This window comes from Roseateles sp. DAIF2 (genome assembly GCF_015624425.1).
In the GTDB taxonomy this organism is placed as follows: Bacteria; Pseudomonadota; Gammaproteobacteria; order Burkholderiales; family Burkholderiaceae_C; genus Kinneretia.
Window position 1 is genome coordinate 1,691,655 of record NZ_CP049919.1, and the last position, 21,017, is coordinate 1,712,671.

The 21,017-nt window shown below is 70.7% G+C and carries 23 protein-coding genes; 17 read left to right on the forward strand and 6 right to left on the reverse strand.

Features of this window, described 5'->3' with window-relative positions; genetic code table 11:
* Positions 1-185 precede the first annotated feature (185 nt).
* Positions 186-725, reverse strand: a complete 540-nt coding sequence (locus G8A07_RS07855) for a hypothetical protein (RefSeq protein WP_195796491.1) — start codon at positions 723-725, stop codon at positions 186-188.
* An 89-nt stretch (positions 726-814) separates the two neighbouring features.
* Here G8A07_RS07855 and G8A07_RS07860 point away from each other — a divergent pair, with 89 nt between their 5' ends.
* Genes G8A07_RS07860 through G8A07_RS07875 form a run of 4 tightly spaced genes read left to right on the forward strand, consistent with a single transcriptional unit; the run spans position 815 to position 3,500 of the window.
* Positions 815-1,678: a DUF3667 domain-containing protein gene (locus tag G8A07_RS07860; protein ID WP_213086251.1), complete on the forward strand. Its 864-nt coding sequence runs from the start codon at positions 815-817 to the stop codon at positions 1,676-1,678.
* Positions 1,679-1,701: 23 nt separating this feature from the next.
* Entirely contained in the window at positions 1,702-2,586 is an 885-nt protein-coding gene (locus tag G8A07_RS07865; protein ID WP_195796493.1) for a delta(1)-pyrroline-2-carboxylate reductase family protein, read from the forward strand.
* The gene (locus tag G8A07_RS07870; RefSeq protein ID WP_195796494.1) at positions 2,583-3,002 is read left to right on the forward strand and encodes a hypothetical protein; all 420 of its coding nucleotides are present in this window, start codon (positions 2,583-2,585) and stop codon (positions 3,000-3,002) included. Before G8A07_RS07865 ends, G8A07_RS07870 begins: the two co-directional genes overlap by 4 nt.
* Before the next feature lie 30 nt (positions 3,003-3,032).
* A complete protein-coding gene (locus G8A07_RS07875) occupies positions 3,033-3,500 on the forward strand; it encodes a DUF6152 family protein (protein WP_195796495.1) in 468 nt (155 codons plus the stop codon).
* On the opposite strand, the gene G8A07_RS07880 is transcribed toward G8A07_RS07875, so the two are convergent.
* A complete protein-coding gene (locus G8A07_RS07880) occupies positions 3,481-4,431 on the reverse strand; it encodes a LysR family transcriptional regulator (protein ID WP_195796496.1) in 951 nt (316 codons plus the stop codon). The genes G8A07_RS07875 and G8A07_RS07880 overlap by 20 nt on opposite strands.
* 106 nt (positions 4,432-4,537) lie before the next feature.
* On the opposite strand from G8A07_RS07880, the gene wrbA reads away from it, so the two are divergent.
* Together wrbA and G8A07_RS07890 are read left to right on the forward strand one after the other, a co-directional pair.
* Complete coding sequence (wrbA, locus tag G8A07_RS07885; protein WP_195796497.1) at positions 4,538-5,167, forward strand: NAD(P)H:quinone oxidoreductase; 630 nt, start codon at positions 4,538-4,540, stop codon at positions 5,165-5,167.
* Positions 5,164-6,345, forward strand: a complete 1,182-nt coding sequence (locus G8A07_RS07890) for an MFS transporter (RefSeq protein WP_195796498.1) — start codon at positions 5,164-5,166, stop codon at positions 6,343-6,345. The genes wrbA and G8A07_RS07890 overlap by 4 nt, the downstream gene beginning before the upstream one ends.
* On the opposite strand, the gene G8A07_RS07895 is transcribed toward G8A07_RS07890, so the two are convergent.
* Positions 6,320-7,225 carry an HDOD domain-containing protein gene (locus G8A07_RS07895; RefSeq protein ID WP_195796499.1) on the reverse strand — a complete coding sequence of 302 codons (906 nt, stop codon included), beginning with the start codon at positions 7,223-7,225 and terminating at the stop codon, positions 6,320-6,322. The two genes, G8A07_RS07890 and G8A07_RS07895, sit on opposite strands and share 26 nt — an antisense overlap.
* A gap of 176 nt (positions 7,226-7,401) precedes the next feature.
* On the opposite strand from G8A07_RS07895, the gene G8A07_RS07900 reads away from it, so the two are divergent.
* Both G8A07_RS07900 and G8A07_RS07905 read left to right on the forward strand, forming a co-directional pair.
* Entirely contained in the window at positions 7,402-8,055 is a 654-nt protein-coding gene (locus G8A07_RS07900; protein WP_249937263.1) for a transglutaminase-like cysteine peptidase, read from the forward strand.
* A 25-nt stretch (positions 8,056-8,080) separates the two neighbouring features.
* A complete protein-coding gene (locus tag G8A07_RS07905; protein ID WP_195796501.1) occupies positions 8,081-10,000 on the forward strand; it encodes a LapD/MoxY N-terminal periplasmic domain-containing protein in 1,920 nt (639 codons plus the stop codon).
* A 6-nt stretch (positions 10,001-10,006) separates the two neighbouring features.
* Here G8A07_RS07905 and G8A07_RS07910 read toward each other — a convergent pair whose 3' ends face one another.
* Positions 10,007-10,567: an NUDIX hydrolase gene (locus tag G8A07_RS07910; RefSeq protein WP_195796502.1), complete on the reverse strand. Its 561-nt coding sequence runs from the start codon at positions 10,565-10,567 to the stop codon at positions 10,007-10,009.
* Positions 10,568-10,658: 91 nt separating this feature from the next.
* Here G8A07_RS07910 and maiA point away from each other — a divergent pair, with 91 nt between their 5' ends.
* Positions 10,659-11,294 carry a maleylacetoacetate isomerase gene (gene maiA / locus G8A07_RS07915; protein WP_195796503.1) on the forward strand — a complete coding sequence of 212 codons (636 nt, stop codon included), beginning with the start codon at positions 10,659-10,661 and terminating at the stop codon, positions 11,292-11,294.
* Positions 11,291-12,058, forward strand: a complete 768-nt coding sequence (gene pgeF, locus G8A07_RS07920) for a peptidoglycan editing factor PgeF (RefSeq protein WP_195796504.1) — start codon at positions 11,291-11,293, stop codon at positions 12,056-12,058. Before maiA ends, pgeF begins: the two co-directional genes overlap by 4 nt.
* Here pgeF and G8A07_RS07925 read toward each other — a convergent pair.
* Positions 11,978-12,277 carry a hypothetical protein gene (locus tag G8A07_RS07925; protein ID WP_195796505.1) on the reverse strand — a complete coding sequence of 100 codons (300 nt, stop codon included), beginning with the start codon at positions 12,275-12,277 and terminating at the stop codon, positions 11,978-11,980. The two genes, pgeF and G8A07_RS07925, sit on opposite strands and share 81 nt — an antisense overlap.
* 218 nt (positions 12,278-12,495) lie before the next feature.
* Between G8A07_RS07925 and phaC the strand changes: the two genes are divergently transcribed.
* From phaC to phbB, 3 genes are all read left to right on the forward strand, one after another.
* The gene (gene phaC, locus G8A07_RS07930) at positions 12,496-14,100 is read left to right on the forward strand and encodes a class I poly(R)-hydroxyalkanoic acid synthase (RefSeq protein WP_249937344.1); all 1,605 of its coding nucleotides are present in this window, start codon (positions 12,496-12,498) and stop codon (positions 14,098-14,100) included.
* Positions 14,101-14,122: 22 nt separating this feature from the next.
* Positions 14,123-15,304, forward strand: a complete 1,182-nt coding sequence (locus G8A07_RS07935) for an acetyl-CoA C-acetyltransferase (RefSeq protein ID WP_195796507.1) — start codon at positions 14,123-14,125, stop codon at positions 15,302-15,304.
* Positions 15,305-15,493: 189 nt separating this feature from the next.
* On the forward strand, positions 15,494-16,234 hold the full coding sequence (phbB, locus tag G8A07_RS07940) for an acetoacetyl-CoA reductase (protein ID WP_195796508.1): 741 nt from the start codon (positions 15,494-15,496) through the stop codon (positions 16,232-16,234).
* Positions 16,235-16,370: 136 nt separating this feature from the next.
* On the opposite strand, the gene G8A07_RS07945 is transcribed toward phbB, so the two are convergent.
* Positions 16,371-17,186, reverse strand: a complete 816-nt coding sequence (locus tag G8A07_RS07945; RefSeq protein ID WP_195796509.1) for an IclR family transcriptional regulator C-terminal domain-containing protein — start codon at positions 17,184-17,186, stop codon at positions 16,371-16,373.
* A 79-nt stretch (positions 17,187-17,265) separates the two neighbouring features.
* Between G8A07_RS07945 and G8A07_RS07950 the strand changes: the two genes are divergently transcribed.
* The 4 genes from G8A07_RS07950 (at position 17,266) to G8A07_RS07965 (ending at position 21,017) form a co-directional block, all read left to right on the forward strand.
* A complete protein-coding gene (locus G8A07_RS07950) occupies positions 17,266-18,081 on the forward strand; it encodes a TIGR00266 family protein (protein WP_195797659.1) in 816 nt (271 codons plus the stop codon).
* Between the two features lie 158 nt (positions 18,082-18,239).
* The gene (locus tag G8A07_RS07955) at positions 18,240-19,235 is read left to right on the forward strand and encodes a YncE family protein (protein ID WP_371816454.1); all 996 of its coding nucleotides are present in this window, start codon (positions 18,240-18,242) and stop codon (positions 19,233-19,235) included.
* The gene (locus G8A07_RS07960) at positions 19,232-20,035 is read left to right on the forward strand and encodes a polysaccharide deacetylase family protein (protein ID WP_195796510.1); all 804 of its coding nucleotides are present in this window, start codon (positions 19,232-19,234) and stop codon (positions 20,033-20,035) included. The genes G8A07_RS07955 and G8A07_RS07960 overlap by 4 nt, the downstream gene beginning before the upstream one ends.
* A gap of 4 nt (positions 20,036-20,039) precedes the next feature.
* On the forward strand, positions 20,040-21,017 hold the full coding sequence (locus G8A07_RS07965; protein ID WP_195796511.1) for a sterol desaturase family protein: 978 nt from the start codon (positions 20,040-20,042) through the stop codon (positions 21,015-21,017).

Sequence of the window (21,017 nt, forward strand, 5' to 3'; positions counted from 1 at the left end):
ACTGTCTGACCGCAGCGAGCCGCAGGCGAGCGTAGGGAGTTGAGCGCCCGCCCCGCGATGCGAGCACCACAGGGCAGTCTTGCCGGCCCTCAGGCCGGCAAGACCCCCGCATCGGAGCCCGGCGGCTGGTGGGGCCGGGGCTGCACCACGCCGGTCGCCCAAGCCTGGCGGAATATCGATTCAGCCTAACGAAGGCTGCCGCAGTCCGCCACCCCATGCCGATCTACCTGCAGCCGCAGCCGCTGGCCGGTGTGGAACTGCTGCCAGCGTGGCTGCGGCAGCTCGCAGGTCCAGGGCCGGCCGTCGTCGGCGCTGCGCAGTTGCAGCGCGTAGCGTTCGTGGCGCACGCCGCTGCGTTCCAGGCCTTGGGTGAGCCGCGGTTCGGCGGGCCAGCGCGGCGGGGTCGGGTCTTGCCCTTCGGCGCGCTCGCTGCGGCGCGCCCGCCATTGCGGCGCCTGGTAACGGCAATGCTCGGCCAGGCCGCGCCGGCCCTCGGGATCCTGCAGCGGGCGGCGGACGATGTCCTGTGCCTGCGCGGGCAGCTCGTCGCACCAGGCCGAGCCGAGCTCCAGGCCCAGGCGCTCGATCTCGATGTCGCGCTGCCAGGTCTTCGCCGTCACCTCGACCGTCACGCCGCTGGGGCCGAACAGGCGCCAGGCCAGCGCGATCGACAGCAGGACGAGGGCGAGCAGGAACAGGCGGTGGCGGCGTAGCAGCAGTGGCATCGCTGGATTGTCCTAGCTGATGCAAGAGAGTGATCGTGGATACTGGTATGACACATCGGCGAGGACCTGACGATGAAGGCAGAGGGCTTGTGAGCAGCAGCGGCGCGAAGATTGTTGAGGCGCACGCAGCGGACGGTTGCGCCAATTGCGGCGTCGCGCTGCGGGGCGCGTTCTGCCATGGCTGCGGCCAGTCGGCCCATGTGCACCGCTCGCTGGCGCATCTGGTCGAGGAGAGCTTGCATGGGCTGCTGCATTTCGAGACCAAGGCCTGGCGCACCCTGCCGGCGCTGCTGTGGCGGCCGGGGCGGCTGACGCGCGACTACATCGACGGCCAGCGCGCCCGCTATGTCTCGCCGCTGGCCCTGTTCCTCTTCATGGTGTTCCTGATGTTCTTCACGTTCGCGCTGACCGGCGGCGACGCGCAGACGACGCGCGAGCAGGCGGCCGCGGTGCCGCGGATGACCAGCGATGCGCCAATCACCGAGGAGCGGCTGCACCAGGGGCTGCTTTCGATCTCGCCGCTGCTGGCGCGGCCCGCGCTGGAGCGCCGCATCGTGGAGGCGGTGCGCAACCCCGAGCTGATGCTGCACAAGATGAAGGCCGGCGCCGGCAAGTTCGCCTTCCTGCTGGTGCCGATCTCGCTGCCCTTCCTGTGGCTGCTGTTCGCGCGGCGGCGCGGCGTGGCCCTGTTCGACCATGCCGTGTTCCTGCTCTATTCGCTGGCGGCGATGGCCTTGCTGCTGTCGCTGGCGGCGGTGCTGGGCGCACTGGGCTGGGAGTTCCTGGCCCTGCTGCTTGTGCTGTTCGGGCCGCCGCGCCATATCTATGTGCAGCTGCGCGACGCCTATGGCCTGGGGCCCTGGAGCGCCGGCTGGCGCTGCGTGGCCCTGCTGGGCGTGGCGCTGCTGGTGCTGGCGCTCTACATGCTGCTGGTCGCCGCGGCCAGCCTCTGACCGGACCGGAAGGCTTAGCCCCCATGCAACCGCTCGACGCCGCCGCCACCGCCGCGGCCCTGCCCTGGCAGGCGCTGCTCGACGAGATCGCGGCGGTCTGCCGCGAACACCGCGCGGGGCGCCTGCATTGCCCGCCGCGCATCGTGCTGCCGCTGAGCGAGGACGGCAGCCTGCTGCTGATGCCCTGCCTGAGCGAGAGCATCGGCATCACCAAGCTGGTGACCGTGCATCCGCACAATGCCGCGCGCGGCCTGCCGACGATCGCCGGCGAGGTGGTGGTGCTGGACAGCGCCACCGGGCAACGCCTGGCCCTGCTCGACGGCCCGGCGCTGACCGCGCGGCGTACCGCGGCGGTCAGCCTGCTGGCGTTGCGGCATCTGGGCCGCGGCCCGCTGCGGCGGGTGCTGATCGTCGGCGGCGGCGTGCAGGCGAGGGCCCATGCCGAGGGCCTGCGCGCGCTGCATCCGCTGGCCGATGTCTATGTGCAGGGCCATCAGGAGGTGCCGGCCTTCGCGGCCGAACTGGGCCTGCGGCCGCTGGCCGCCGAGGCCCAGGCCACGCAGGACTGGGACCTGATCATCTGTGCCACCACCAGCCGCGTGCCGGTGCTGCGCCCCGGCGTCGGCGAGGGCACGCTGGTGATCGGTGTCGGCGCCTTCCGCCATGACATGGTGGAGCTGCCGCCCGAGCTGCTGCGCAGCGCCCAGGTCTATGTCGACGACCCGCCGGGCGCCCAGGTCGAGGCCGGCGATCTGCTGGCCGCCGGCCTGTTCGAGCCGCAGGCCGCGCTGGAGGACCTGGTGCTGGGCCTGCGCCCGGACGACGATGGGCGCACGCGCGTGTTCAAGAGCGTCGGCTGCGCGCGCTGGGACCTGGCGGCGGCGCGGGTGGCGGTGCGGGCATCATGAGCTGGCAGGGACCGGCCTGGGCCTACCCGGCGCTGGAGTCCCTGCATGTGATGGGCATCGCGCTGCTGTTCGGCGGCCTGGTGGTGTTCGAGGCGCGGCTGCTGGGCCTGGCGCGGGCGCTGCCGCTGCGCGCGCTGGCGCGGCTGGTGCTGCCGCTGGCGCTCGCCGGCTTCGGCCTGTGCGCGCTGACCGGGCTGGCGATGTTCCTGAGCCAGCCGGACGAGCTGCTGGCCAACGCCGCCTTTCGGCTCAAGCTGCTGCTGATCGCCGCGGCCGGGCTCAACGCGGCCTGGTTCCATTGGCGCGGCGCGCTGCGCGTCGAGCCGGCGGATGCGCTGGCGCGCGCCCAGGGCCTGCTGTCGTTGGGGTTTTGGCTCGCTGTCATCATCTGCGGTCGTTGGATCGCGTACGTCTGACTCCTTTTCCTTGCTGAAAGGCGGCTTGCCATGGACCGACGTCTGTTCCTTATCGCCGCGGCCGCGCTGCCGCTGGCGGCGGCCCGCGCCCACCACGGCTGGAGCGGTTTCGACCAGCAGCGTCCGCTGTGGCTGGAGGGCCGCGCCGCCAAGGTCTGGTGGCGCAATCCCCACGCCGAGCTGGACCTGCAGCAGCCCGACAAGCCCCTGCTGCCGGCCGACCTGAAGCAGCGCCGCCTGCCGGCACAGAGCGCCGCGGTCGACGGCCCGGCGCTCTTGGCCGCGGCCCAGCTGCCGCGCCGCTCGGACCGGCTCTGGCATGTCGAGCTGGCGCCGCTGACGCGCATGCAGGCCTGGGGCGTCGCCGAGATCAAGGCCGGCGATGCGATCGCGGTACTGGGCTTCGCCCATGAGGGCGAGAAAGGCGACGCGGTGCTGCGCGCCGAATACCTGTTCGTCGGCGCCCAGGTCTACGGCCTCAGGTCGAGCCCGGCCTGAGTTCGGAGTCGGCCCGCGGGCCGATCTGGCGCAGCAGCGCCGCGCGCAGTGCGCGGCCCGCCGGCCCCAGCGGCCGGTCGATCCGGTGCGCCAGGCTGGCCGTGGTCGGGCTGCCGCCATCCACCCCCAGCGCCGGCACGCGCAGGCGCCGCAGCGTGCCGGCGGCCAGCTCCTGCTCGACCGCCCACAGCGGCATGCGTCCCCAGCCGATGCCGGCCCTGATCAGCGCGAGCTTGGCATCCTGGCCGCCGACCCGCCAGGTGCGCGGCGACAGCACGCCGAAGTCCTGCCCCTCGGACAGCGGCGAGGGATCGGTCTGCACGATCTGCAGATGGTCGGCCAGCACTGCGCTGCCCAGCGGCAGTGCGTCGCCATCGTCGCCGCGCCGCGCCAGCGCATGGTCGGCGGCGGCCACCGCGACGAACGCCAGCTCCATCAGCGCCTCGCGCTCGACGCGCGGGTCCTGGAAGCTCTGCCCGACCAGGATCGCCAGATCGCAGTCGCCGCGCTGCAGCGCCGCCAGTGGCGCGCCCAGCGGCTCGACGCGCAGCCGCAGCCCCACCTCGGGCAGCTCGGCGCGCCAGGCGCGCAGCACCCGGCCCAGCAGCGGCAGCGGGAACAGGCTGTCGACCACCAGGGCCAGCTCCAGCTCGACGCCGGCGCCTAAGCCATGGGCGCGGGCGCGCAGGGTGTCCAGCTTCAGCAGCACCGCGCGCGCGTCCTCAAGCAAGACCCGACCCTCGGCCGTCAGGCTGGGCCGGCGGCTGCTGCGCTCGAACAGGGTCACGCCCAGCTCCGCCTCCAGCGCCGCCACCGCATGGCTGACGGCCGATTGCGCGCGCCGCAGCCGCGTGCCGGCCGCGCGGAAGCTGCCCGCCTCGGCGATGGTCACGAAGGTGCGGATCTGGCCCAGGGTCAAGGCGTCCAGCATGGTCTGATCTATTGAGTTGATGGGTTCTAGCGAAATTCTGGCAGTTCTCAAGATCGGTCGGGCGGGCGACATTGCGCGCCTCAATCTGTTTTCTGGAGTGCCGGTGATGGCCAAGGTTCTCGTTCTCTACTACTCGTCCTATGGGCATGTCGAACAGCTGGCCGAGGCCGTGGCCGCCGGCGCGCGCGCGGCGGGCGCCGAGGTGTGGCTGCGGCGCGTGCCCGAGCTGGTGCCGGAGGACGTGGCGCGCCGGGCCGGCTACCGGCTCGAGCAGGCCGCGCCGCTGGCCCGGGTGGAGGAACTGCGCGAGGTCGACGCGATCCTGATCGGCACGCCGACCCGCTTCGGCCTGATGGCCGCGCAGATGAAGAACTTCCTGGACCGGCTCGGCGGGCTGTGGGCCGAGGACGCGCTGGTCGGCAAGCTGGGCAGCGTGTTCACCTCCACCGGCAGCCAGCATGGCGGCCAGGAGGCCACCCTGCTGAGCAGCCAGGTGCCGCTGCTGCACCTGGGCATGCTCCTGGTCGGCCTGCCCTATGCGTTCAAGGGCCTGAACCGCATGGACGAGGTCAGCGGCGGCACGCCCTATGGCGCCTCGACCCTGGCCGACGACGGTGCGGGCGGCGACCGCGCGCCGAGCGCCAACGAGCTGGCCGGCGCGCGCTTCCAGGGCCGCCATGTCGCGACGCTGGCGCGCCAGCTGGTGCTGGGGCGCCAGGCCCTGGAGTCGGCATGAGGCCGGCCGCCGCCGCGGGTGGCTACCCCTGGGCCCTGGTCGGCTGGGTGGCGGGCGCGGGCATCGTCTCGGCCTGTCAGGTCGGCAAGGTGCCGCTGGCGCTGCCAGTGCTGCGCGACGCGCTGGGGCTGGCGCTGTCGGACCTGTCCTGGCTGCTGTCGGGCATCGCGCTGGTCGGGGCCCTGTTCGGCATCGCGGCCGGCCTGGTGGTGGACCGCCTGGGGCCGCGCCGGCTGGTGCTGGCCGGGCTCTTGGTGCAGGGCCTGGCCGGCGCCGCCGCGGCGCTGGACGGCGGTTTCCCGCTGCTGCTGGCGAGCCGATTGCTGGAGGGGCTGGGCTTTGTCGCGGTGGTGGTGGCGGCGCCGGCGCTGATCCATGCGGTGCTGGCCGGGCGCGAGCCGGGGCCGGCCTTCGCGGTCTGGGCCACCTTCATGCCGGCCGGCATCACCCTGGTCTCGCTGGGCGGGCCGCTGCTGGAGGCCTCGGGCTGGCGCGGCTTCTGGGGGCTGAACGCGCTGGCCCTGCTGGTCTATGCCGGCGCGCTGGCGCTGCGTAGCCGCGGCCTGGCGATGCCGGTGGCGGCGCGATCTGAGGGCGGCGAGTTGGGCGCGCTGCTGAAGAGCGCGATGCCCTGGCTGCTGGGCCTGCTGTTCGCGGCCTTCTGCGCCTGCTACTTCGCGGTGTTCGGCTTTCTGCCAACCCTGCTGGGGGCGCGCTGGGGGCTGGGCGTCTCGGCCACCGGCGCGCTGACCGGGCTGGCGGTGGCGGTCGGCGCGGCGGGCAATCTGGCGGCGGGTGCGCTGCTGGCGCGCGGCCTGGCGGCGCCGCGCCTGCTGGCGCTGGCCTTCGCGGGCCTGGGCCTGAGCGGCGCCGGCATCTTCGCCGGGGCGCTCCCGCCAGGTGCGGCCTTCGCGCTGGCGGTGCTGTTCTCGGCGCTCGGCGGCCTGATCCCGCCGGCCCTGTTCACCCTGGCGGCCCAGCATGCACGCGAGCGCATGGGCACGATGCAGGGCTGGCTGATGCAGGGCAACAACCTGGGCCTGTTGCTTGGCCCGCTGGTGGCCGGTGCCCTGGTGGCGCGGCTGGGCTGGTGGGCGGTGTCGCTGCTGGTGGCCGGCCTGGCGGCGGCCAGCGTGGTGGCGACCGGCTGGCTCAGGCCTCGTCCAGCACCGACCTGAGCTGCTCGTCCCAGACCTCCAGCTCGTCCGGGCCGATCTGCAGCCAGTCCAGCGCGGCGGCGCGGTTGGCGGCCCAGTCCAGGTCCTCGGGCAGGCCCTCGTGGCGGCGCATCAGGTGCTCGGCCACCAGGCCGGCCGCGACCAGGGTGTGGACCTCGGGTTCGATCGCCGCATCGCCCAGCGATTCGAAATCGTGGTGCAGGCGGATCGCGCTCATCAGCTCCGGTGCCATGTTCCAGGCGCGGATCAGCAGCGCACCGACCACCGCATGGTCGGTGCGGTGGTTGGCGTTCTCGGTGGCGATATAGGGGCGGTCGATGCGGGCCGCGGCCTCCACCATGGTCGAGCCGTAGCCGCGCACGCTCTGCAGCAGCACCGGCATGCCGACATGGCAGAACAGGCCGTAGGTATGGGCCAGGTCGGGCGACAGGCCCGGCAGCTGGCGCGCGATGAAGGCGCAGGCCAGCGCGCGCTTGGTCGAGCGCTCCCAGAAGCGCAGCAGATGCGGGCTGTTGACCGGGATGGTGTTGCGCAGCAGGAAGCCGGTCATGATCGCGGCGGTCTCGTCCAGGCCGATGCGGTTCATCGCCTGGCCCACGGTGGTGCAGGGCAGGCCCTGCGGATCCTTGTAGACCGGGCTGTTGGCGGTGCGCAGCAGGGTGGCGGACATCGCCACATCGCTGGCTGCGATGCGCGCCACCTCGTTCAGGTCGGGCTCGGCATGGGCCATCGCGGCCTGCAGCCGCGCCAGCAGTTCAGGGCAGGGTGGAATCTGGATCTGGCGCAGTGAGCCGTTGCGGCGCGACTGCTCCAGCTCCTGGCGGATGACGGCCTGGGTCTTGGCCTGAGGTTTCACTTGAAGGACGGTGTTGCTGTTCATGGGCGGGGGACGGGAGGCAGCGCTCGCCGCCCCGAGCAATATGCCGCGAATGGCCGGGCTCGAGTATGCCTGCGGCCCGTGGCGGGACGCGGGCGCGCTGTAAAGTGCGGCAAAGTATGGCGCAGGCCAAGCCCTCTCTCTGTCACCGCCGGCGAACTCCCATGCAGGAATACCGCTTGGCGGCACTTGCAGGCCTGGCGCTGTCCGCGGCCCTGGCGCTGGGGGCGCTGCTCGCACCGCCGCCTGCTGCGGCGCTGGACGGCGAGCGGGTGCTGGAGGCCGCGGGCCGCTTTGGCCCGCGCACCCAGGCCGCCGCGCGCCAGCTGCTGCAGCTGGTCGAGCGCCAGGGCGCGCAGGACGAGGCCGCGCGGCTGAAGGCGATCAACGACTTCTTCAACCAGCGCATCGCCTTTCGCGACGACAACGAGACCTGGGGCCGGCCCGACTATTGGGCCAGCCCGCTCGAGACCCTGGACCGCGGCCAGGGCGATTGCGAGGACTATGCGATCGCCAAGTACTTCAGCCTGCTGGCCACCGGCATGCCCGAGGCCCGGCTGCGCCTGGTCTATGTGCGCGCGATGCTGGATGGCCGGCCGCAGGCCCATATGGTGCTGGCCTACTATGCGCAGCCGAATGCCGAGCCGCTGATTCTGGACAATCTGCAGCCGGAAGTGCGCCCGGCCTCGGCCCGACCCGACCTGGCGCCGGTGTTCAGCTTCAACAGCGAGGGCCTGTGGCAGGGCACCGGGGGCAGCAGCACGGGCAGCGCGGTGGCGCGGCTGTCGATCTGGAGGGACGCCTTGGCGAAGATCCGGGCGGAGGGGTTCTAATGCAAACCACAAGGGAAAGGCGGCCATGTCGCTGATACGTCAAGTCTGGTTCCTGCTGCTGGCGGTGGTGCTGGCCGCGCTGCTCGGCAGCGCGGCGGTCTCGACCTTGTCGATGCGCCAGCTGCTGCAGACCCAGCTGCAGGTCAAGAACAGCGACAACGCCGGCGCGCTGGCGCTGGCGATGTCGCAGCAGGGCGGCGATGCGCAGCTGATGGAGTTGCTGGTCTCGGCCCAGTTCGACACCGGCTTCTACCAGAGCCTGCTCTGGCGCGGCGCCGACGGCAAGCTGGTGTTCGAGCGCCGCGCGCCGGCGCGCGCCAGCACGGCGCCGGCCTGGTTCGTCGCGCTGGTGCCGATCGAGGCGCCGCCCGGCACCGCCAAGCTCTCCAATGGCTGGCAGGCGATCGGCTCGGTCGAGGTGCTGAGCCAGACCGCTTATGCGCATGACGAGCTGTGGACCGCGACCCTGCGCATGGCGGCCCTGCTGCTGGCCCTGGGCCTGCTGGCCGGCGGCGTGGCGCATCTGGCGCTCAAGCGCATCCGCCGCCCGCTGGACGCCGCGGTGGCCCAGGCCCAGGACCTGGTGCAGGGCCATTACACGACGGTCGACGAACCCAAGGTGCCGGAGCTGGCGCGGCTGGCGCAGGCGATGAACAGCATGGTGGCGCGGGTGCGCCAGATGTTCGAGGCCCAGGCCGAGCAGCTCGAGGTGCTGCGCCGCCAGGCCCATTGCGACATGCTGACCGGGCTGAGCCACCGCAAGCATTTCCTGGCCGAGCTGGAATCGGCGCTGACGCGCGACGACGGCCCGGCGCGCGGTGGCCTGGTGCTGCTGCGCCTGCGCGAACTGGAGCAGCTGAACCAGAGCCTGGGCCGCAGCGCGGTGGACCAGGTGCTGGGGGCGATGGGACATGCGGTCAAGGTCTATCCGGAGCGGGTCAAGGGCTGCCTGGCCGGGCGCCTGAATGGCGCCGATTTCGCGCTCTGGTTGCCCGCGCCGGACGTGGCGCGCGACACCGCCCAGGCCCTGGCCGATGCGCTGCAGGCCAGCCTGCCGGGCTTCGGCGCCGGCATCCAGGTGGCGCTGGGCGCGGTGGAGCTGGCGCGCGAGCGCCCGCTGAGCGACTGGTTCGGGTCGGCCGATGCGGCGCTGGCGCGCGCCGAGGCGCGCGGCGGCGGCTTCGTCGTCGAGGCGCTGATGCCGGCCGGCGAATCGACGATCCAGGGCGAGCGCGCCTGGCGCGCCCAGATCGCCGAGGCGCTGAACACGCGGCGCGGCCGCCTGCAGGAATACCCGCTGCTCGACAAGCAGGGTCAGGTCTTGCATCTGGAATGCCCGCTGCAGCTGCAGCTGGAGGCCGACGGCGAGTTCGTGCGCGCGGCGCGCTGGCTGCCACTGGCGCAGCGCAGCCGGCTGACCGCCGATGTGGACGTGCATGCCACCGCGCTGGCGCTGGAGGCGATCGCGCTGGACGGCCGGCCGCGCTGCGTCAATGTGGCGCCGGCCTCGCTGCTGGACGGCGGCTTCGTCGCGCGGCTGCGCGAGCTGGTGTTCCAGTCGCCGCAGGCGGCGCGCAAGCTGGGCCTGGAGCTGGGCGAGGGCGCGGCGGTCCAGCATTTCGAGCTGCTGCAGGAGATGGGGCGGCAGCTGCGGCCGCTGGGCGTCAAGCTGGGCCTGGAGCATGCCGGCCCGGCGCTGTCGCAGGTGGACCGGCTCTACCAGGCCGGGCTGGACTATGTGAAGCTGGACGCGGCGGTGGTGGTCGGCGTCTCGGGCGACGCGGCGCGCGCGGCCTTCGTGCGCGGCATGGTGATCATGCTGCGCAGCCTGGCGCTGAAGGTCTATGCCGAGGGCGTGGCCGACACGATGGATGTGCAGGCCCTGTGGGACTGCGAGCTGGATGGCATCACCGGGCCCTGGGCGACAACTCAAACAAGGAACTGAGCCCCGCTAGATGATGTCGGCGCTGTGCAGCGCGAAGGGCCGGCCCAGGCGCCGGTCCTCGAAGAAGCGCTGCAGGGTCTCGCGCACGGTGCGGAAGGCCAGCTCGTCCCAGGGCACCTCATGCTCGCCGAAGAGGCGGGCCTCCAGGGTCTCGGGGCCGGGGTTGAACTCGGTGGAGAGCAGCCGGGCGCGGTAGAACAGATGGATCTGCCCGACCTTGACCACGTTCATCAGGCCGTACAGCGGCAGCAGCTCGATGCGTGCACCGGCCTCCTCGTCGGTCTCGCGCAGTGCGCCCTCGGCCGCGGTCTCGCCCAGTTCCAGGAAGCCGGCCGGCAGGGTCCACAGGCCGTAGCGCGGCTCGATCGCGCGCTTGCACAGCAGCACCTTCGCGTCGGGCCCCTCGCCCCAGACGGGCAGGGTGCCGACCACATTGATCGGGTTCTCGTAATGGATGCTGCCGCAGGCGGTGCAGGTCGCGCGCTCGCGGTTGTCGTCGGCGGGCACGCGGTATTCGACGGCGGCGCCGCAGCTGGGGCAATGTTTGAAGCGACGCGTGAGCCACATGCGCCGCAGTGTAGCCGGCCCCGGTGGCATGATCCGGGCACGACAACCCCAAGCCTCGCGCCGACCCCGCGCGATCCCGGCACCCCAAGACATGGAACTCTTCAACTACTTCCGCTCCTCGGCCTCCTTCCGCGTGCGCATCGCGCTGGCGCTGAAGGGCCTGGACTACGACTACCGGCCGGTGCATCTGGTCAAGAACGAGCAGCTGGCCGAACCCTATGCCAGCCTGTCGGTGGCCAAGCTGGTGCCGCTGCTGAAGGACGGCGACGCGGTGCTGACCCAGTCGCTGGCCATCATCGAGTACCTGGACGAGACGCATCCCGAGCCGCCGCTGCTGCCGGCCGACGCGCTCGGGCGCGCCCGCGTGCGCTCGCTGGCGCAGGACATCGCCTGCGAGATCCATCCGATCAACAACCTGCGCGTGCTGCGCTACCTGGTGCGCGAGCTGGGCGTCGGCGAGGAGGCGAAGAACGCCTGGTACCGCCATTGGGTCGAGGAGGGCCTGGCCATCGTCGAGCGCCGCCTGGCCGATGGCGGCAGCGGCCGCTTCTGCCATGGCGACAGCCCGACCCTGGCCGATTGCGTGCTGGTGCCGCAGATCTTCAATGCCCAGCGCTTCGGCTGCAGGCTGGACCATGTGCCCGAGGTGATGCGCATCTTCGCCAACTGCATGCAGCACGAGGCCTTCCAGCAGGCCCAGCCATCGGCCTGCCCGGACGCGGAATGAACCAGGCCGTTCCGCATCCCGACTGGCTGCGCCCCGACTGGGACGCGCCGCAGAGCCTGGCCTTCATGACCACGCGCGCCGGCGGCGTCAGCGGCGGCGCCTACGCGAGCATGAATGTCGGCCGCGCGGTGGCCGACGATCCGGCCGCGGTGGCCGAGAACCGCGCGCGCGTCGCGCGGGCGCTGGGCGCGACGCCGGTGTTCCTGCGCCAGGTGCATGGCGCCGAGGTGCTGCACTTGCGGCGCGAGCATCTGGCCGATGAGGCGCCGTCGGCCGATGCGGCGATCAGCACCAACGCGGAACTGGCGGTCGCGATCCAGGTGGCCGACTGCCTGCCGGTGCTGTTCGCGGCGCCGGGTGCGGTCGGCGGGGCCCATGCCGGCTGGCGCGGCCTGGCCGGCGGGGTGCTGGAGAACACGGTGGCGGCGCTGCGCGCGGCCACCGGCTGCCGTGCCGACCAGGTCCAGGCCTGGCTGGGCGCCTGCATCGGGGCCGAGGCCTTCGAGGTCGGCGAGGAGGTGCTGACGGCCTGCGGCGGCGACCCCTCGTATTACGTCTACCGAGCCAATGCCCAGGGCGAAGCGCGCTGGCGCGCCGACCTGGCCGGGCTGGCGCGCGCGCGCCTGGCCGCGGCCGGGCTGACCCGCATCGGCGGCGGCGGCTGGTGCACCTTCAGCGAGGCTTCACGGTTCTTTTCGTTCCGGCGCGAGCGCGTCGACGGCCAGCCCAGCGGCCGCATGGTCGCCGCCATCCGGCTGCGCTGAGCTTGAGGCCGATGCCTGCTGCTGCTCGGCGGCCTCGGCGCGGCGCCGTGCGGCGCGCCGCGCCGGCGTGCCGAGCAGGTACATCACGATGGCCACCGGCAGCAGGCCGTAGAACAGGAAGGTGACGATCGCTCCGAGCACCGACCCCTGGCTGCTGACCGCCTCGGCCAGCGCCATCATCAGCGCCACATAGAGCCAGCCGATTGCGACCAGATACATGCGTTGTCATCAGAAGATAGTTTGGCGAGCGTACAACATGGGCGGGCCCGGCTGTGGCAAGCTTCTTGCCTGTGCTGAGTTGACGATGGTGAACCGGTCGAACCATGGGGTGCAGGCCGGTGCCGGGTCCGAGGAGACACATGAAGCGTAAGTCCCAAGCCGGGGCGGCAGCCGCTGCCGCCCATCCCGAGACGCCGCAGACCGCGGCCGAACAGCTGATGAAGAACCTGGCCGGCCTGCAGGTGCCGGTGAGTGCCTGGAGCCATCTGCAGGCCGACTACCTGAAACAGGCCTCCGAGCTGTGGAATAGGGCCCTGCAGGGCGAGACCGGCGCCAGCGCCGACCGGCGCTTCGCCGGCGCGGCCTGGCAGGCGAACCCGGCCAGCGCCTTCATGGCCCAGCTCTATCTGCTGAACGCCAGGACCCTGCAGAGCATGGCCGAGCAGGTCGAGGGCGACGAGAAGACCCGCGCGCGCCTGCGCTTCGCGGTGCAGCAGTTCGTCGACGCGGCCGCGCCGAGCAACTACCTGGCGCTGAACCCCGAGGCGCAGCGCCTGGCGCTGGACAGCCAGGGCGAGAGCATCGCCAAGGGCCTGCAGCTGCTGTGGGCCGACATGCAGCGCGGCCATCTGTCGCAGACCGACGAGAGCGCCTTCGAGGTGGGGCGCAATGTCGCGACCAGCGAGGGCCATGTGGTGTTCGAGAACGAGCTGTTCCAACTGCTCGAATACAAGCCGCTGACGGCCCAGGTGCATGAGCGGCCGCTGCTGCTGGTGCCACCCTGCATCAACAAGTACTACATCCTCGACCTGCAGCCGGAGAACTCGCTGATCCGCTATGCGGTGGAGCAGGGCCATCGCACCTTCGTGGTGAGCTGGCGCAATCCGGACGAGAGCTGCAAGAGCTGGACCTGGGACGACTATATCGAGCGGGCGGCGATCACCGCAATCGAGACCGTGCGCGAGATCGCCGGCACCCAGACCATCAACACCCTGGGTTTCTGTGTCGGCGGCACCATCCTGGCGACCGCGCTGGCGGTGCTGGCCGCGCGCGGCCAGCAGCCGGCCGAGAGCGTGACCCTGCTGACGACGCTGATCGACTTCAGCAGCAACGGCGTGCTGGACCTGTTCGTCGACGAGGCCTCGGTGCAGCTGCGCGAGATGACGATCGGCGCGCAGAGCCCGAAGGGCCCGGGTCTGCTGCATGGCCAGGAGCTGGCCACCACCTTCAGCTTCCTGCGCCCGAATGATCTGGTGTGGAACTATGTCGTTGGCAACTACCTGAAAGGGGAGGCCCCGCCGGCTTTCGATCTGCTCTACTGGAACGGTGATTCGACCAATCTTCCGGGCCCGATGTATTGCTGGTATTTGCGCCACACCTATCTGCAGAACGAATTGAAGATCCCGGGCCGGCTGACGGTCTGCGGCGAGGCGATCGACTTGGGCCAGATCAAGGCGCCGGTCTATATCTACGGTTCGCGCGAGGATCACATCGTGCCCTGGGACAGCGCCTACCGCTCGACCCAGGTGTTCAGCGGCAAGAAGCGTTTCGTGCTGGGTGCCTCCGGCCATATCGCCGGCGTGATCAACCCTCCGGCCAAGAAGAAGCGCAGCCACTGGATCGGCAAGGGAGCGGCGCTGCCGCCCGATGCCAATGCCTGGCTGGACGGCGCGACCGAGCATGCCGGCAGCTGGTGGCCCGACTGGGCCGCCTGGCTGGCCGGCCATGCCGGCGCGCACAAGCCCGCCCCCAAGACACCCGGCAACCGCACGCACAAGGCCATCGAGCCGGCGCCCGGCCGCTATGTGAAGACCAGAGCCTGAGGGCTCACCACCGGAGAAGACAATGACTACCGACATCGTGATCGTCGCGGCGGCCCGTACCGCCATCGGCAAGTTCGGCGGCACGCTCGCCAAGACCCCCGCCAGCGAGCTGGGTGCCGCGGTGGTGCAGGACCTGCTGCGCCGCGCCCAGCTGGAAGGCGGCCAGGTCGGCGAGCTGATCTTGGGCCAGGTGCTGCAGGCCGGCACCGGCCAGAACCCGGCGCGCCAGACCGTCATCAAGTCGGGCCTGCCCAACACCATCCCGGCGATGACGATCAACAAGGTCTGCGGCTCGGGCCTGAAGGCCGTGATGCTGGCCGCGCAGGCGATCCGCGACGGCGACAGCGAGATCATCATCGCCGGCGGCCAGGAGAGCATGAGCCTGGCGCCGCATGTGCTGCCGGGCTCGCGCGACGGCCAGCGCATGGGCGACTGGAAGCTGGTGGACACGATGATCGTCGACGGCCTGTGGGACGTCTACAACCAGTACCACATGGGCATCACGGCCGAGAACGTGGCCAAGAAGCATGGCGTCAGCCGCGAGGCGCAGGACGCGCTGGCGCTGGCCTCGCAGCTCAAGGCCGCCGCCGCGCAGGACGCCGGCCGCTTCAACGACGAGATCGTGCCCTTCAGCATCGCGCAGAAGAAGGGCGATCCCATCGTCTTCGACAAGGACGAGTTCATCAACCGCAAGACAAATGCCGAGGCGCTCGCGGGCCTGCGCCCGGCCTTCGACAAGGCCGGCAGCGTGACCGCGGGCAATGCATCGGGCCTGAACGACGGCGCCGCCGGCCTGGTCGTGATGAGCGCCAAGAAGGCGGCCAGCCTCGGCCTGACGCCGCTGGCGCGCATAGCCTCCTATGCCTCGGCGGGCCTGGATCCGGCCCTCATGGGCATGGGCCCGGTGCCGGCCGCGAAGAAGGCGCTGGAGCGCGCCGGCTGGAAGCCGCAGGATCTGGACCTGCTGGAGATCAACGAGGCCTTCGCGGCCCAGGCCTGCGCGGTGCACCAGGAGATGGGCTGGGACCTGAGCAAGGTCAACGTCAACGGCGGCGCGATCGCGCTGGGCCATCCGATCGGTGCCTCCGGCGCGCGCATCCTGGTCACCCTGCTGCACGAGATGGTCAAGCGCGACGCCAAGAAGGGCATCGCCTCGCTGTGCATCGGCGGCGGCATGGGCGTGGCCCTGACCGTCGAGCGCTGATCGTCGGGCGGACGCTCTCGAGGGCGTCGGCTCGGGCCAAAAGAATGGCCCTGGTTTTCTGGGAGTGCACTCAGGGCCAACCCGCTTGACCAGCTGCCGGGGCTGCGGGAGCCTGGGTGTAGTGGAGACGCCGGCTTGCGGCTGCCGGCGCTCCTTACATAGCAAGCCGTGGAGGCAAAGGAGTTAGTTATGAGCCAACAGAAAATCGCCTATGTGACCGGCGGCATGGGCGGCATCGGCACCGCGATGTGCCAGCGTCTGCACAAAGAGGGCTTCAAGGTCATCGCCGGCTGCGGGCCGAGCCGCGACTACGACAAATGGCTCAGCGAGCAGGCCGCGCTGGGCTACACCTTCCATGCCTCGGTCGGCAATGTGGCCGACTGGGACTCCACCGTCGCCGCCTTCGACAAGGTCAAGGCCGAGCATGGCGTGATCAGCGTGCTGGTCAACAACGCCGGCATCACCCGCGACGGGCAGTTCCGCAAGATGAGCCTGGCCGATTGGCAGGCGGTGATGTCGACCAATCTCGACAGCATGTTCAACGTCACCAAGCAGGTGATCGACGGCATGCTCGACCAGGGCTGGGGCCGCGTCATCAACATCTCCTCGGTCAACGGCGAGAAGGGCCAGTTCGGCCAGACCAACTACTCCGCTGCCAAGGCCGGCATGCATGGTTTCACGATGGCGCTGGCGCAGGAGGTGGCGGCCAAGGGCGTGACGGTCAACACCGTCAGCCCCGGCTATATCGCGACCGACATGGTCAAGGCGATCCGCCAGGACGTGCTGGACAAGATCGTCGCGACCATTCCCATCAAGCGCCTGGGCACGCCCGAGGAGATCGCGGCCATCGTCGCCTGGCTGGCCGGCGACGATTCCGGCTTCACCACCGGTGCCGACTTTTCCTGCAACGGCGGGCTGCACATGGGGTGAACGGACCACCCCCTACGCGCTTCGCGCGCCCCCCTCAAGGGGGCGAGCCCGCAGGACCGGCAAAGCCGGATCCTCGGGCTCCGTGGGGGTGAATACCGTGCGTGCTACCCGGCTTGGCCGGGTTTTACTTTCCTGGTCAGACGGCTCGTATCTGCAACAGCCGCGAAATGTTCTGCGCCGCCTCCAGCAGCCGCGGCAGATGCTGGGCCAGCAGGCTTTCGGGCGGGTTGCGGTTGACCTGGGCGCTGACGTTCAGCGCCGCGATGGTGCGGCCATGGCGGTCGACGATCGGCGCGGCCAGCGAGACCAGGCCTTCCTCCAGTTCCTGATTGACCAGGCACCAGCCCTGCTCGCGCGCCGCCGCGATGCGCAGGCGCAGCTCGTCCAGGTTGGCGACGGTGCGCGCGGTATGGGCCTGCAGCTGCACCAGGCGCAGATGCGCCTCCAGCTCTTCGGGCGGCAGCGCCGCCAGCAGCACCCGGCCCATCGAGGTGCACCAGGCCGGCAGCCGGCTGCCCAGGCCCAGGTTGATGCTCATGATCTTGCGGGCCGGCACGCGCAGCACATAGACGATGTCGCCGCCCTCCAGCACCGCGGCCGAGCAGCTCTCCTTCAGGTCGGCCACCAGGGTCTGCATCACCGGCTCGGCGAACTGCCACAGCGGCTGCGAGGACAGGTAGGCGAAGCCCAGGTCCAGGATCTTCGGCGTCAGATAGAACAGCCGGCCGTCGCTCCTCACATAGCCCAGCGTCTCCAGGGTCAGCAGGATGCGGCGCGCGCCGGCGCGGGTCAGGCCGCAGCGCTTGGCCACCTCGGTCAGGGTCTGGCGCGGCGCCTCGGCGCTGAAGGCGCGGATCACCGCCAGGCCGCGGGCGAACGACTGCACATAACTGTCCCCCGGCTTCAGGTCCGGCAGGGCGGAGACGGGGCTGCTGCTGCTCGCTTCGTTCATGGGGAGCCAGTATAGGCAGCCAAGATTGGTTACCATCGCGACCGTTTTGATGTTGGGCTTCGGCCGGGAGATGAGCGATATGGCGATGGACGTGGTGGACTACGAGATCAAGGGCAGCGAGATGCAGTACGTCGAGGTCGAACTCGACCCCGGCGAGGCGGCGATCGGCGAGGCCGGCAGCATGATGTTCATGGACGCCGGCATCTCGATGGACACGGTGTTCGGCGACGGCTCGGCCAGCCAAGGCGGCTTCTTCGGCAAGCTGCTGGGCGCCGGCAAGCGCCTGATCACCGGCGAGTCGCTGTTCACGACCATCTACACCAACAACGCCGGCGCCAAGCAGCGCGTGGCCTTCGCCGCCCCCTATCCCGGCAAGATCCTGCCGATGGACCTGCGCCAGCTGGGCGGCACCCTGATCTGCCAGAAGGACGCCTTCCTGTGCGCGGCCCGCGGCGTCTCGCTGGGCATCGCGCTGCAGCAGAAGCTCAGCACCGGTTTCTTCGGCGGCGAGGGTTTCATCATGCAGAAGCTGGACGGCGACGGCCTGGCCTTCGTGCATGCCGGCGGCACCGTCGTGCGCCGCACCCTGCAGCCGGGCCAGACCTTGCTGGTGGACACCGGCTGTGTCGTGGCCTACACGCCCAGCGTCGATTTCGAGATCCAGTATGTCGGCAAGATCAAGACCGCGCTGTTCGGCGGCGAGGGCCTGTTCCTGGCCAAGCTGACCGGCCCCGGCGAGGTCTGGCTGCAGAGCCTGCCGTTCTCGCGCCTGGCCTCGCGCATCTTCGCGGCCGCGCCGCAGAACGGCGGCCGCCGCGAGGAGGGCTCGGTGCTGGGCGGCTTCGCGGCCGGCGGCCTGCTCGGCTCGGTGCTGGGCGGCGACGACGAGGAATAAGGAAAAACATCTTCGGTCGCGTCCGACCGGATTGATGCGGCTTAAGACGCCGGCAAGCCGCCGGCGCCTACACTTCGGGGCAGTGCCGTTGGCGCTGCCCTTTTGTTTTGGGGTGCGGGCGGCCCGAATCCGAGGAAAGAATTAGCTTGTTGACCTTCCTGACTTCCCGGCCGCGCCTCGCGGCCCTGGCGCTGCTGGGCGCTTCCCTGTGCGCGGCGACGACGGCGGCGCGGGCGAGCAGCCCGATCTTCGTGCTGAACTCGCTGGACGCCGACATCAGCGTGGTCGACCCGGTCAGCTTCACGCAGACCAAGCGCATCCCCACCGGCAAGGAGCCGCACCACCTCTACCTGACGCCGGACGAGAAGTCGCTGGTGGTGGCGAATGCGCTGGGCGATTCGCTGACCTTCATCGATCCGCGCACGGCCCAGGTGCAGCGCGTGCTGCAGGGCATCAGCGATCCCTACCATCTGCGCTTCTCGCCGGACATGAAATGGTTCGTCACCGCGGCGAACCGGCTGGACCATGTGGCCTTCTACCGCTGGGTGCCGGGCGACGCGGCCAAGCCGCTGCAACTGGTCAAGCGGGTCGAGGCGCCGAAGACGCCCAGCCATCTCTTCATCGACAGCAAGAGCACGGTGCTCTATGTCTCGCTGCAGGACAGCGACGAGCTGATGGCGATCGGCCTGGCCGACCAGGCGCCGCGCTGGAAGATCAAGGTCGGCAAGATGCCGGCCGACGTCTACCTGACGCCGGACGACAAGCATCTGCTGGTGGCGCTGACCGGCGATTCGGTGGTCGAGGTCTATGACGTCTCCGGCGCGCAGCCGCGCCTGGTCAAGCGCCTGCCGACCGGCAAGGGCGCGCATTCCTTCCGCGCCCTGGGCGACAAGCGCCATGTCTTCGTCAGCAACCGCGCGGCCAACACGATCAGCAAGATCCAGCTGTCCGACTTCACGGTCGTGGCCGAACTGCCCGGCCCCGGCGGCCCGGACGACATGGACGTGCTGGCCGACGGCAAGACCCTGCTGGTCACCTCGCGCTGGAGCGGCAAGCTCACGATGGTGGACATCGACAAGCGCCAGGTGCTGCGCAAGGTCAAGGTCGGCAAGTCGCCCCACGGCGTCTGGACCCTGGACCACGCGCCCCGATGAGCCTGCGGGCCTGGGCCGCCGCGCTGCTGGCGGTGGCGCACCTGGGGGCATCGGCTTGTCAGCCCGGTGAGAAGCCGGTGTTCCTCACGTTCGACACCGGCCACATGGGCGTTGCGCCGCTGGTGGCCGAGATGATCCGGAAACATCAGCTGAAGCTGAGCTTCTTCCTGGCCGACGAGCCGACCCTGAACGGCGGCAGCAGCCTGGATGAGCAATGGGCGCCCTGGTGGCGCGAGCGTGCGGCCGAGGGCCATGACTTCGGCTCGCACACCTGGGAACATGACATCTGGGTCGCCGACCTGCCGACGGCCCCTGGCGGGTCTCCGCGCTTTCGCTTCCGCACCCAGGCCGGTGAGCAGCCGGCGCGTTTTCGCGAGCTGAGCGCCGCGCAGTATTGCGAGGAGCTGAAGAAGCCGGCGCAGCGCTTCAAGGCCATGACCGGGCGCGAGATGGCGCCGATCTTCCGCGCCCCGGGCGGCAAGGCCTCGAAGGCCCTGCTGGACGCGGCGCGCGCCTGCGGCTTCGAGCATGTGGGCTGGAGCCCGGCCGGCTTCCTGGGCGACGAACTGAACAGCGAGCGCTACCCGAACGCCCGGCTGCTGGCCAAGGCCCTGCGCGACATCCGGCCCGGCGACATCCTGCTGGCGCATCTGGGCATCTGGTCGCGCCAGGAGGCCTGGGCGCCGGCGGTGCTGGAGCCGCTGATCGAGGGCCTGAAGGCCAAGGGCATGTGCTTCGCGCCGCTGCGCGAACATCCCCGTCATGCGAAGCTGATGGCGGCAAGCCGCCCCAATCCCTGATGCGATGGACCTCCTGAGCGAGTACTTCGACCTGGCCCAGCAGTGGCTGTTCGAGCAGCTGCTGCAGCCGCTGCTGTTCGCGCTGGGCCTGGGCAATCTGCTGGAGGACGGCTATGCCGCGACCGGCTGGCTGCTGGTGGGCCTGATCCAGATCGCGGTGATGCTGACCCTGTTCAAGGCGCTGGAGCGCTGGCGCCCGGTGGAAGCGGTGACGGACCGGCCGGCGGTACGGGTGGACGTGATCTATACCCTGATCCATCGCCTGGGCCTGTTCCGCGTCGCGATGTTCTTCGCGATCGATCCGCTGTGGGACGCGCTGTCGGGCGAGCTGCGTCTGGCCGGCGTGCCCAGCTTCCAGCTCGATGCGCTGTGGCCCGGCGTGACCGACATCGCTTGGGTCAGCTTCCTGCTCTACCTGCTGGTGTTCGACTTCGTCAACTACTGGCTGCACCGCGCCCAGCACCAGTTCCACTGGTGGTGGCAGCTGCATGCGCTGCACCACAGCCAGCGCCAGATGACCCTGTGGAGCGACAACCGCAACCACCTGCTCGACGATGTGCTGATGGATGCGGCCATCGTGCTGCTGGCGCGCTTCATCGGCGTCGAGCCGGGCCAGTTCGTGCTGCTGGTGGCGCTGTCGCAGCTGCTGGAGAGCCTGTCGCACGCGAACACGCGGCTGTGGTTCGGCCCGCTGCTGGAGCGGGTGCTGGTGAGCCCGCGCTTTCATCGCCGCCACCATTCGATCGGCATCGGCCATGAGTCGGCCGCGGGCCGCGGCACCCTGGGCGGCTGCAACTTCGCGGTGCTGTTCCCGATCTGGGACCAGCTGTTCGGCACCGCCGACTGGCAGCTGCGCTATGACCCGACCGGCATCCGCGACCAGCTGCCGGAAGAAGGCGGCCGCGACTATGGCCGCGGCTTCTGGGCCCAGCAATGGCTGGGCCTGACGCGGTTGGCGGGTCGGCTGCTGCCGCGGCGCTGA

Excerpts from the sequence above, each read along its gene's own strand:
- phbB (WP_195796508.1), top strand. The coding sequence starts at position 15,494 with ATGAGCCAACAGAAAATCGCCTATGTGACCGGCGGCATGGGCGGCATC.
- G8A07_RS07865 (WP_195796493.1), top strand. The coding sequence starts at position 1,702 with ATGCAACCGCTCGACGCCGCCGCCACCGCCGCGGCCCTGCCCTGGCAG.
- maiA (WP_195796503.1), top strand. The coding sequence starts at position 10,659 with ATGGAACTCTTCAACTACTTCCGCTCCTCGGCCTCCTTCCGCGTGCGC.
- G8A07_RS07890 (WP_195796498.1), top strand. The coding sequence starts at position 5,164 with ATGAGGCCGGCCGCCGCCGCGGGTGGCTACCCCTGGGCCCTGGTCGGC.
- G8A07_RS07960 (WP_195796510.1), top strand. The coding sequence starts at position 19,232 with ATGAGCCTGCGGGCCTGGGCCGCCGCGCTGCTGGCGGTGGCGCACCTG.
- G8A07_RS07950 (WP_195797659.1), top strand. The coding sequence starts at position 17,266 with ATGGCGATGGACGTGGTGGACTACGAGATCAAGGGCAGCGAGATGCAG.
- G8A07_RS07925 (WP_195796505.1), bottom strand. The coding sequence starts at position 12,277 with ATGTATCTGGTCGCAATCGGCTGGCTCTATGTGGCGCTGATGATGGCG.
- G8A07_RS07945 (WP_195796509.1), bottom strand. The coding sequence starts at position 17,186 with ATGAACGAAGCGAGCAGCAGCAGCCCCGTCTCCGCCCTGCCGGACCTG.
- pgeF (WP_195796504.1), top strand. The coding sequence starts at position 11,291 with ATGAACCAGGCCGTTCCGCATCCCGACTGGCTGCGCCCCGACTGGGAC.
- phaC (WP_249937344.1), top strand. The coding sequence starts at position 12,496 with ATGAAGAACCTGGCCGGCCTGCAGGTGCCGGTGAGTGCCTGGAGCCAT.
- G8A07_RS07905 (WP_195796501.1), top strand. The coding sequence starts at position 8,081 with ATGTCGCTGATACGTCAAGTCTGGTTCCTGCTGCTGGCGGTGGTGCTG.
- wrbA (WP_195796497.1), top strand. The coding sequence starts at position 4,538 with ATGGCCAAGGTTCTCGTTCTCTACTACTCGTCCTATGGGCATGTCGAA.
- G8A07_RS07875 (WP_195796495.1), top strand. The coding sequence starts at position 3,033 with ATGGACCGACGTCTGTTCCTTATCGCCGCGGCCGCGCTGCCGCTGGCG.
- G8A07_RS07895 (WP_195796499.1), bottom strand. The coding sequence starts at position 7,225 with ATGAACAGCAACACCGTCCTTCAAGTGAAACCTCAGGCCAAGACCCAG.
- G8A07_RS07880 (WP_195796496.1), bottom strand. The coding sequence starts at position 4,431 with ATGCTGGACGCCTTGACCCTGGGCCAGATCCGCACCTTCGTGACCATC.
- G8A07_RS07870 (WP_195796494.1), top strand. The coding sequence starts at position 2,583 with ATGAGCTGGCAGGGACCGGCCTGGGCCTACCCGGCGCTGGAGTCCCTG.
- G8A07_RS07935 (WP_195796507.1), top strand. The coding sequence starts at position 14,123 with ATGACTACCGACATCGTGATCGTCGCGGCGGCCCGTACCGCCATCGGC.
- G8A07_RS07910 (WP_195796502.1), bottom strand. The coding sequence starts at position 10,567 with ATGTGGCTCACGCGTCGCTTCAAACATTGCCCCAGCTGCGGCGCCGCC.
- G8A07_RS07965 (WP_195796511.1), top strand. The coding sequence starts at position 20,040 with ATGGACCTCCTGAGCGAGTACTTCGACCTGGCCCAGCAGTGGCTGTTC.
- G8A07_RS07855 (WP_195796491.1), bottom strand. The coding sequence starts at position 725 with ATGCCACTGCTGCTACGCCGCCACCGCCTGTTCCTGCTCGCCCTCGTC.